This is a genomic window from Actinocrinis sp., from assembly GCF_035946395.1.
Lineage (GTDB): Bacteria > Actinomycetota > Actinomycetes > Streptomycetales > Catenulisporaceae > Actinocrinis.
This window is the reverse complement of the sequence record NZ_DASYZI010000078.1, coordinates 1-4,732: the sequence shown is the minus strand read 5'-3', so window position 1 is coordinate 4,732 and position 4,732 is coordinate 1. Positions and strand designations below refer to the sequence as shown.

General features: G+C 65.4%; 8 protein-coding genes. 5 read left to right on the top strand and 3 right to left on the bottom strand.

The genetic code is table 11. From position 1 onward, the window contains the following. Positions 1-905, bottom strand: a 905-nt coding sequence (gene purD / locus VGS97_RS05395; protein WP_326852088.1) for a phosphoribosylamine--glycine ligase, incomplete at its 3' end; no start/stop codon positions are given. Between the two features lie 63 nt (positions 906-968). On the opposite strand from purD, the gene VGS97_RS05390 reads away from it, so the two are divergent. The 5 genes from VGS97_RS05390 to VGS97_RS05370 all read left to right on the top strand — a co-directional run bounded on the left by VGS97_RS05390 (position 969) and on the right by VGS97_RS05370 (position 3,940). Then, positions 969-1,550, top strand: a complete 582-nt coding sequence (locus tag VGS97_RS05390) for a nitroreductase family protein (protein WP_326852087.1) — start codon at positions 969-971, stop codon at positions 1,548-1,550. Beyond that, a complete protein-coding gene (locus tag VGS97_RS05385) occupies positions 1,538-2,197 on the top strand; it encodes an HAD family hydrolase (RefSeq protein WP_326852086.1) in 660 nt (219 codons plus the stop codon). Before VGS97_RS05390 ends, VGS97_RS05385 begins: the two co-directional genes overlap by 13 nt. 39 nt (positions 2,198-2,236) lie before the next feature. After that, positions 2,237-2,710: a cupin domain-containing protein gene (locus VGS97_RS05380; RefSeq protein ID WP_326852085.1), complete on the top strand. Its 474-nt coding sequence runs from the start codon at positions 2,237-2,239 to the stop codon at positions 2,708-2,710. 43 nt (positions 2,711-2,753) lie between these two features. Next, positions 2,754-3,317: an MBL fold metallo-hydrolase gene (locus VGS97_RS05375; protein WP_326852084.1), complete on the top strand. Its 564-nt coding sequence runs from the start codon at positions 2,754-2,756 to the stop codon at positions 3,315-3,317. A gap of 92 nt (positions 3,318-3,409) precedes the next feature. Beyond that, positions 3,410-3,940 carry a DUF3592 domain-containing protein gene (locus VGS97_RS05370; RefSeq protein ID WP_326852083.1) on the top strand — a complete coding sequence of 177 codons (531 nt, stop codon included), beginning with the start codon at positions 3,410-3,412 and terminating at the stop codon, positions 3,938-3,940. Between the two features lie 69 nt (positions 3,941-4,009). Here VGS97_RS05370 and VGS97_RS29420 read toward each other — a convergent pair whose 3' ends face one another. Next, positions 4,010-4,351: a type II toxin-antitoxin system PemK/MazF family toxin gene (locus tag VGS97_RS29420; RefSeq protein WP_349261988.1), complete on the bottom strand. Its 342-nt coding sequence runs from the start codon at positions 4,349-4,351 to the stop codon at positions 4,010-4,012. Then, the coding region (locus VGS97_RS05365) for a hypothetical protein (protein WP_326852082.1) at positions 4,345-4,732 on the bottom strand (388 nt) is incomplete at its 5' end. The genes VGS97_RS29420 and VGS97_RS05365, both read right to left, overlap by 7 nt.

Sequence of the window (4,732 nt, the reverse complement as noted above, 5' to 3'; positions counted from 1 at the left end):
GCCGCGTGGAACAGCAGCTGCGAGAGCGGGCTCCTGAGCAGCGGCAGCACCACCTGGGTCTCAGGGTCTCCGAAACGCACGTTGAACTCGACGACGCGTACGCCGCGCTTGGTGAGCGCGAGTCCCGCGTAGAGCAACCCGACGAAAGGTGTCCCCCGGCGGTGCAACTCATCGACGGTCGGCTGAAGCACCAGCCGCATGACGTCGTCCACGAGCTCATCGGGAGCCCACGGCAATGGCGAATAAGCCCCCATACCGCCTGTGTTCGGGCCCGAATCGTCGTCACCGGCCCGCTTGAAGTCCTGAGCAGGCAGCAGCGGCAGGACGGTCACGCCGTCTGTCACAGCGAACAGCGATACCTCTGGACCGTCGAGGAACTCCTCGATCACGACGCGGCCACACGCGCCGGCGTGTTCAAGGGCAGCGCCTCGATCGTCCGTCACCACGACGCCCTTACCAGCGGCGAGCGCGTCATCCTTCACAACGTAAGGCGGACCGAACGCATCGAGGGCACGCGCGGCCTCCTCAGGCGTCGAGCAGACGAATGCCTCGGCCGTCGGCACCTGCGCGGCCGCCATGATCTCCTTCGCGTAGGCCTTGGAGCCCTCAAGGAGCGCGGCGGCCTTTGACGGTCCGAAGGCTGCGATTCCCGCGGCACGCACCGCGTCGGCGACTCCCGCGACCAACGGGGCCTCAGGTCCGACCACGACGAGATCCACGCCGAGTTCCCGCGCCAGCCGTCCGACGTCCGCCGGATCGAGTGAATCGACCCGGTGCAGCGTCGCGACACGGGCGATTCCCGGGTTGCCCGGGGCGCAATGGAGCGCGGTGACGGACTCGTCGAGGCTGAGCGCGTGGCAGATAGCATGCTCACGCCCGCCCCCGCCGATAACCAGGATCTTCACGCGCACTACCCTATAAGCGACCGGGCTTGACGTAGGCCATCCGAGCACGCATAAGGTCTCGGCATGGAACTTCAGGACGCGATCCGCACACGGCGGATGGTTCGGACCTTTGACGCCAATCGGCCGGTACCGCAGGAAGCTCTGGAACGCATCCTGCGCAACGGGACGCGGGCGCCCTCCGCCGGATTCTCGCAGGGGCAAGCGTGGCTTGTGCTGCGCGACGGGGACCTGGAGAAGTTCTGGCAGTTCGGTTCGGACGCGGTGAACGACACGGTCCGCACCGCGCCGCTGGTGATCGTGCCCTTCTCGTGCAAGCGCGTCTACCTGGATCGATACGCACAGTCCGACAAGGGTTGGACGGACCGCGACGAGGCGCGGTGGCCAGTCCCGTTCTGGCACATCGACACCGGGATGGCGGCGATGCTCCAGCTGTTGACGGCGGTCGACGAGGGTCTGGGCGCGCTGTACTTCGGGATCGTGCCGGATCAGGTGCAGCCGTTCAAGGACGCCTTCGGCGTGCCGGACGACCACGAGCCGATCGGCGCGATCGCGATCGGGTACGACGCCGGGGCGGAGAAGCGCGACCTGCGGTCACGTCGGCGCCCGATCGAGGAGCTCGTACACTTCGGGACGTGGTCGCGGTGACCCGATACGCCTTCTTCGACCTCGACAACACCCTGGTCGACCAGAACCGGGCGCTACAGGAGTGGGCCGAGCACTTCGTCGCGGACCGCAGGATCGACCCGGCGGCCGTGGACTATCTCGCGGTCAAGAGCTCGACCGCGACGACCTGGACCGAGTACGCGGAGGGCTTCAAGCGGCACTTCCAGCTGCCGGACAGCGTCGAGCAGTTGGTGCGCGACGTGACCGAGACGTACCCGCGCTACTTCATGCTCGAAGACGCCGTGGCCAACGGCCTGCGGCAGTTGCGCACGGAGGGCTGGCTGCTGGCGATCATCACCAACGGGGCGACCGCCATGCAGAACGCGAAGATCGACCACGTCGGCCTGCGGCACCTCGTGGACGGCGTCTTCGTCTCGGAGACCGAGGGCGTGCGCAAACCCGATCGGGCGATTTTCCAGCGGGCGGCGGACCACCTCCGCGTGGAGCTCAATCGGCGCACCGGCTGGATGGTCGGCGACTCGCTGGACGCGGACATCGCCGGCGGGATCGCGGCCGGTCTGCGCACCATCTGGCTGCCCGGTGGTCGCGAGCTGAGGGTGGCCGACCCGCAACCGGACAACCTGTGCAATTCGGTGGCCGACGCCATCAAACTGCTCGCCGGGCTCTGACAGGATCGGCGGATGTCATACCCGAGTGACCCAGCGGGCGTGAAAGGCACGAAGGGCGCGGCAACGACGGCGCGCTTCCGCCTGGCCGCCGACGTCGAGCAGATCGACTTCTGGTCCGGCTCGTCGACCCGCTTCGTCGCACCGGGCGTCGTGACCGACCGTGAGTTCGGTCTCTTCGAATGGAACCTGCCACCGAGCGGAGGCGGTGCGGATCCGCACTCCCACAAGACGTTCTCGGAGTCCTTCTACGTGCTCTCCGGCACGATCGGCCTCTACGACGGTGACCGGTGGATCAGTGCGCGACCGGGTGACTTCCTCTACGTGCCGCGCACCGGTGTACACGCGTTCCGTAACGACGCTGACGAACCCGCGTCGATGCTCATCCTCTTCGCCCCGGCGCCACCCCGGGAGAAGTACTTCCGGGAACTGGCTGAGGTCGCCGAATCCGGACGCACGCTCAGCTATGACGAGTGGACGGAACTGTTCGCGCATCACGACCAGTACCGTGCGTAGGGCGTAAGGAAGCGTAAGAAGCCTTAGGAAGGACGATCGCACCATGACCGCCCGCGTCAACGTGCTCACCGCCGGCTATGTCGGCGAACGCGTCGCCAGCACTGTCACGCTGATCCAGGACGGCGACGCCGTCATCGTCGTCGACCCCGGCATGGTAGTCACACGCGCCGCGATCCTCGGCCCGCTCACGTCGCTCGGCGTGAGGGTCGAGGAGGTCACGGATGTCGTGTTCTCCCACCACCACCCGGACCACACGCTCAACGCGGCGCTGTTCCCCAACGCACGCTTTCACGACCACTGGGCGATCTACCGCGACGACGTGTGGGACGCCCGCGAGGCGGACGGCTATGAACTCTCGCCCTCGGTTCGCCTCATGGCCACGCCCGGTCACACCGCGCAGGACATCTCGACCCTCGCCGAGACCGACGACGGCTTGGTCGTCCTGACCCACCTGTGGTGGAACGCCTCGGGCCCGGCCGAGGACCCGCTCGCGCAGGACGGCGCGCTGCTGCTGAAGAACCGCGACAAGGTGCTGGCGCTGAGCCCGGCGCTGATCATTCCTGGACACGGCGCCGCGTGGGCTCCCGGTGGGCCGACCGAGGCTTAGCAAGTCAGCGAGTTTGAGGCCGTGGACAGCCGACTGCTGACGTGGTACTCAGACGCGTAGCGTCATGTCGGCGTCAGTTGCGGGGGGATCAGGTGTTCTTTCGTCTGCTCAGTGGGCTCTTCGGCGAGCGCATCGGCCGCAGGGCCATGCGGATCATCAGCGTGATTCTGTTCCTCGTCGCGCTCGGACTGGTTGCCGGGGCGGTGAGCTCGACGATCACGGACAACAATCTGCGCGCTCATGGCGTGACGACGAATGCCACCATCGTCAACGTCCAGACGACCCGGACCTACTCGCACACATCGAAGACGTACACAAACTCGTACACGGACCTCATCACGTTCACCACGGCAAATGGCAGTCGGCAGCAGGCGTCGATCGACAATCCCGGCGACCGGACGGTCGGCGGCACGCTCGTAGTCGTATACGACCCGAACCACCCGAGCACCGTCGAGGAGAAATCCGATCTGAGCCATCCCTGGTGGCTCACCTTGACGATCTTCCTGGTGCTCGCCCTCGGCTTCGGGGCGGCAGCGATCTGGCTCTGGCACAAGGCGTCTCGGCTCGGTCGGCAGCAGCACGCGTGGGACGATGGCGTCCAGTTTGGTGTGGACCACCTGTAAAAACGCCACGAGCCCGGATGAGAGGGACTACCTCTCGCCCGGGCTCACTGTGGAGCTGCTGTACTGCCCCTAATCCAACCCCATGATTAGGCGCAGATTGGTCTCGACAGCGCGCATCTCTCCGGGAGACAGCAGTCCGAGCCGTCGCCTCAGGTGCGGCTTATCAACACTGTGAAGGTCCGTGCAGTTGACATAGGACTCGTCGTACTTCGTCAAACCGGTATCGGGGCCAACTCGAACATGCGTGTCTTTAGGCCCATCTGACCCCGTGATCAGTGCAACGGTCACGGACGATAGTGGCTGTGCGATCCGATTCGCGGTTAGTACAACGACTGGCTGCGGGCCAAGTGGTCGCGGAAGTGCACACGCCCAGACCTCACCGCGTAGCGGGGTGTCCCTGACGACTACCACTCGGCGTTGTCCGCAGCTAGGAGATCTTCCTCGTCGACAGGCATGACCCCTTCAGGCAAGGGGGCTGGTTTGCCCTGGTAGAAGGCACGAATACGCTCCGCCGCTTCGACCTCAGTTGCTTCGCGGTGAAGCAGCCGTAGCGCTTCCCGCAAGGCATCCGAGGTTGATTTAAAGTCAAAGACAAGCATGGAGTGGCTAAGCCATCGAGATTCCTCAGGTCGCAACCTAAATTGTGCGACTTGTACGAATTTCTCGACAACCTCGCTCTCGACTACGTCGATGACGTTGTTCTTATCATCCGGTGCCGCTGTCGGCTTGGTCGTGCCTCGCCTAGCTTGCCTTCCTGCTACAGCTCTGTGCGCGGTTGTTGTTGGCATCGTC